Annotated in this window: 5 protein-coding genes and 1 pseudogene; all 6 read left to right on the forward strand. The window is 63.2% G+C overall.

The genetic code is table 11. From position 1 onward, the window contains the following. On the forward strand, positions 1–313 hold a 313-nt coding region (locus tag EN994_RS18500), incomplete at its 5' end, for an ABC transporter permease subunit (RefSeq protein ID WP_164746001.1). Then, positions 310–1,269, forward strand: coding sequence for a sugar ABC transporter permease (locus EN994_RS18505; protein WP_063168541.1), 960 nt, complete (start codon positions 310–312; stop codon positions 1,267–1,269). The genes EN994_RS18500 and EN994_RS18505, both read left to right, overlap by 4 nt. Further along, positions 1,266–2,357: an ABC transporter ATP-binding protein gene (locus EN994_RS18510; RefSeq protein WP_063168540.1), complete on the forward strand. Its 1,092-nt coding sequence runs from the start codon at positions 1,266–1,268 to the stop codon at positions 2,355–2,357. The genes EN994_RS18505 and EN994_RS18510 overlap by 4 nt, the downstream gene beginning before the upstream one ends. 1 nt (position 2,358) lies before the next feature. Next, complete coding sequence (locus EN994_RS18515; protein WP_063168539.1) at positions 2,359–3,420, forward strand: ABC transporter ATP-binding protein; 1,062 nt, start codon at positions 2,359–2,361, stop codon at positions 3,418–3,420. A 35-nt stretch (positions 3,421–3,455) separates the two neighbouring features. Next, complete coding sequence (locus tag EN994_RS18520) at positions 3,456–4,541, forward strand: Gfo/Idh/MocA family oxidoreductase (RefSeq protein WP_063168538.1); 1,086 nt, start codon at positions 3,456–3,458, stop codon at positions 4,539–4,541. A gap of 55 nt (positions 4,542–4,596) precedes the next feature. Then, positions 4,597–4,692, forward strand: a pseudogene (locus EN994_RS36170) (sugar phosphate isomerase/epimerase); the annotation flags it as partial.

Raw genomic sequence — 4,692 nt, forward strand, 5'->3', positions numbered from 1 at the left:
TGTCGAAGGCTGTTCGCGGCTGCGCGTCTTCACGCGCATCACGCTGCCGATGATGCGCGCGCCGCTGGCCAGTGCCGCGCTCTTCGTCTTCATCCTCAACTGGTCGGACTATCTGATCGCGCTGCTTCTGACGACGCGCGAATGGGTGACCATCCCGGTCTACATGGCCTCTCTTTCTTCCTCGATGACCGGGCAGCTCTATGGCGCCAAGGCAGCGCTTGGCCTGATCGCGGCCGTGCCGCCGGTCATCATGGGCATCGCCATCCAACGCCATCTGGTGCGCGGGTTGACATTCGGGGCGCTCAAGCAATGAGCGCGGTGACTGTCATGACTTCCAAGGATGAGGTGAAAGCCGTCGGAGCAAAGCCGGTTTCGCGCGATGAGGGCGCAAGGCTGGGTTTCCGGCTGACATTACCTGCGCAGATCCTGGTGCTGTTCATCTCGGCCTTCCCGCTGTTGATGCAGCTCTACATCAGCGTCACCGACTGGTCGCCCCTGTCGGGCACCGGCTGGTGGAACGCCTGGTCGATGTGGAACAGCTTTGCCAACTACACCGATCTCGCCGCCGACGCGCGCTTCTGGAGCGCGCTGAAGCGTACGGCCATCGTCATGATCGTCTGCGTGCCGGCGGAATTCCTGCTCGGGCTGGCGCTGGCGACACTGTTTGCCGACGATTTCCCGGGCAAGCGCGTCTTCTATTCGATCCTGCTGATGCCGATGATGGTGGTGCCTGCCGTGGCCGGCTACATGTTCTTCATGCTGTTCCAGTCGGGCGGCCCGGTGAACGACATCTTGTCGGCGCTCACCGGATCTCTCGTCACCATCGCCTGGCTGTCGGATCCGACTCTGGCGCTGATTGCGGTGATGGTCGCCGACATCTGGCAATGGACGCCGCTGATGTTCCTTATCCTGCTTGCCGGCCTGGTCGGCGTGCCGGAGGACCAGATCAAGGCGGCGACGCTGCTCGGCGCCAATCCGTGGCAGCGCTTCGTCACCATCGTGCTGCCGAAGATGAAGACGATCATCATCATCGCGTTGGCGATCCGGGTGATCGAGAACTTCAAGATCTTCGACACGCTCTACATCATGACCGGCGGCGGTCCAGGCGTCGCTACCGAAACCATCTCGGTCTACATCTACAAGCTCACCACGCAGGACCTGATCTGGGGCTATGTGGCGGCGATCGCGCTGGCCATTTTGGTCGTGCTGTCGATCGTCGCAGTGTTTGCCATGAAGCGCATGGCGCGTGCACGCGAGGTACCGGCATGAGCGCCATCCACCTGCAAAACCTGGTCAAGAAATTCGGCGACTTCACCGCGCTGAAGACCATGGACCTGGCAATATCAGATGGCGAGTTCATGGCGCTGCTCGGCCCGTCGGGCTGCGGCAAGTCGACGACGATGAACATGATCGCCGGCATGGAAGAACCGACCGGCGGCAAGATCCTGTTTGGCGAGCGCGACATGGCCGGCGTGCCGATGGGCCGGCGTGGCGTCGGCTTCGTGTTCCAGAACTACGCCATCTTCACGCATATGACGGTGCGCCAGAACCTTGCCTATGGACCAAAAATGCGAGGGGCTGCCAAAGCCGAGATCGATCGCCGTGTCGGCGCCATCGCCGAGATGCTGCAGCTTTCGCCGCTGCTCGACCGCAAGGCCGACAGGCTGTCGGTCAATATATTGCAACGGGTGGCGATCGGCCGCTCGGCGATCATGGAGCCGGCGATCTTCCTGCTCGACGAGCCGCTCTCCAATGTCGACGCCGCTTTCCGGGCCGTCATGCGCACCGAACTGAAGCAGCTGCAGCGGCAGTTCCGCCAGACCATGGTGTATGTCACCCACGATCAGCTCGAGGCGATGACCATGGCCGACCGCATCGCGGTCATGGATCATGGGGTTTTGCAGCAGGTCGGCACGCCGCTCGAGGTCTACAACGATCCAGCCAATGTCTTCGTCGCCCGCTTTATCGGTGCGCCGGGCATGAATCTGCTCAAGGGCAGGCCGGCGGAGAGCGACCGCGGACTGGTCGTCGATCTCGGACCGTTGGGCGTCACGCCGCCGCTGCCGGGCGAACTCGCAGCGGCCATGCGTGGTGCACGCGGCGAGGTGCTTTACGGATTCCGGCCTGAACAGGCGACGTTGGTGCAGAATGGGCAGGGCCTCGCAATGCCGGTGACCTTTGTCGAACGGATCGGTGCGCGCACCATCGTTCATCTCGGCCAGGGCGAGGCGGCTGTGAAAACGGTGTTCGACAATGATGTCGGGCTGGCTATCGGCGACACCGCTGTCATCGCTCCCACTACGTCGTCGGTGCGCGTCTTCGACGCCGCTACCGGCCTTGCGATGAAGGCAGGTTGAGATGGCCGATATCGTCTTCCGTAATGTGACCAAACGCTACGGCAATACACTCGCCGTCGACGACGCCTCGTTCACCGTCAACGACAATGAGTTCTTCTGCTTCTTCGGTCCGCCGCTGTCGGGCAAGTCGACCATCCTGCGCCTGGTGCTCGGGTTGGAGACACCTGACACCGGCGAAATCCTGATCGGAGGCAGGCCGGTCAACGCGATGTCGCCGGCCGAGCGCAACGTGGCTATGGTGTTCCAGAACCTGGCGCTGTTCCCGCATATGAGCGGGCTCGAAAATGTCCGCTTTCCCCTGGTCGAACGCCGGGTCGCCGAGGCCGAGATCAAGCGGCGGGTCACCGACGTCGCGGCGAAGCTACATATCGGCCATATCCTGCACAAGCCGCCGGGACAGCTTTCGGGCGGGGAGCGGCAGCGCGTGGCGATCGCCCGGGCTCTGGTGCGCGATCCCAATGCCTATCTGATGGACGATCCGATCTCGGCGCTCGACGCCAGGCTGCGCGAAGAAACGCGCGTCGAGCTGAAGCGCATCCAGCGCGAACTCGGCAAGACGCTGATCTACGTCACGCATGACCAGGAAGAAGCGATGTCGGTCGCCGATCGCATCGCCATCCTGGAGGACGGCAAGATCAGGCAGATCGGTACGCCGGCAGAGATTTACGACCGCCCGGCCAGCACCTATGTGGCAAGGCTACTTGGCTCGCCGATGATGAACATCCTCAGATCGGCGCGTGGCGAGGGCGGTGTCGAAGCGGCTGAAGGCACGATCCGCATCGACGACAAGACAGCGCCCGCCGATGCCGTGGAGATCGGGCTGAGGCCGGAGGACATCAAGGTCAGACCGTGGGCGGACGGGGGCCCGGGCCGCCCGGCGCGAGTGTTCGAGGTCGAGCCGCTTGGCGGCTACACCGTGGTGACGCTCGCTGCCGGGCAGGCGCGGCTGAAGGCGTTGCTGCGCGGCCAGCCCGACATCCGGCCGGATGCCATGGTGGCGATATCCTGCGAGCCGGCCAGAGTGCATTATTTCGAACAGAGCGGCGGGGCGTTGGCACGATGACGGCCGCCGCAAGGAAAGAGTTTCGGGAGGAAGAGATGGCAAGCAAAGGCTTCGAGCCGGACGTGAAGGTCCGCACGAAGGAATACAAGATCGGCTGTGTCGGCGCAGGCATGATCATGGCCGAGTGCCATCTCGCCGCCTACAAGGAAGCCGGGTTCCCGGTGGTGGCAATCGCCTCGCGCACCAGGGCCAGCGCCGATAAGGTGGCGACGCGCTGGGGCATTCCGACCGTCCACGACACACCGGAAAAACTGATCGAGGACGAAAATGTCGAGATCATCGACCTTGCTTTCCCGCCCGACCTGCAGCCGGCGCTGATCCGTCACGCGCTGAGGCAGAAGCATATCAAGGCGATCCTGGCGCAGAAGCCGCTGGCGCTGTCAGTCGAGGAAGCGGTCAAGCTGCGCGATGAGGCGGCCAAGGCCGGCAAGATCCTCTCGATCAATCAGAACATGCGCTACGACCAATCGATGCGCGTCTTGAAGCAGATCATCGACAGCGGCGCGCTGGGCGACATCGTCTTCGCGCAGATCGACATGCACGCCATCCCGCATTGGCAGAGCTTTCTCGAGGATTATGACCGGCTGACGCTCGCCAATATGAGCGTGCATCATCTCGACGTGCTGCGCTTCCTGTTCGGCGATCCCGACGAGATCACCACGCTGACACGCAAAGACCCGCGCACGACATTCGACCACTCCGACGGCATCACCGTGTCGACGCTGCGCTTCCCGTCCGGCGTGCTTGCCGTGTCGCTGGAGGATGTCTGGTCGGGTCCGCGCCAGGATGGCTACAAGGACGACCAGCACATCAACTGGCGCGTCGACGGCAGCAAGGGGGTCGCGAAGGGCACCATCGGCTGGCCGACGGGCGCTGCCTCGACGCTGACTTACGCTTCGACCGAGACGACCGGCGGCGAATGGGTCAGCCCGAGCTGGGACACGATGTGGTTCCCGCATGCCTTTATCGGTGTGATGGAGCAGCTCCAGCACGCGGTGAAGACCGGCACGCCGCCGGCGCTGTCGGTCGCCGACAACGTCAAGACCATGGCGCTGGTCGAGGCGGGCTACCGCTCGATCGACGAGGCCCGCACGGTCAAGCTTTCCGAAATCGCTACCTGATCACCGCAGCTGAAACACCAAACAACTGAATCGCTTACAGGGAGGAATTCACACCATGATGCAGGCAGGTATTTTCACGGGCTATTTCCCGTACGGCCTCGAAGAGACGGCGAAGAAGATCCGCGGGCTCGATTTCAACACGGTGCAACTC

This window comes from Mesorhizobium sp. M7A.F.Ca.CA.002.09.1.1 (assembly GCF_003998555.1).
Classification (GTDB): Bacteria; Pseudomonadota; Alphaproteobacteria; order Rhizobiales; family Rhizobiaceae; genus Mesorhizobium; species Mesorhizobium ciceri.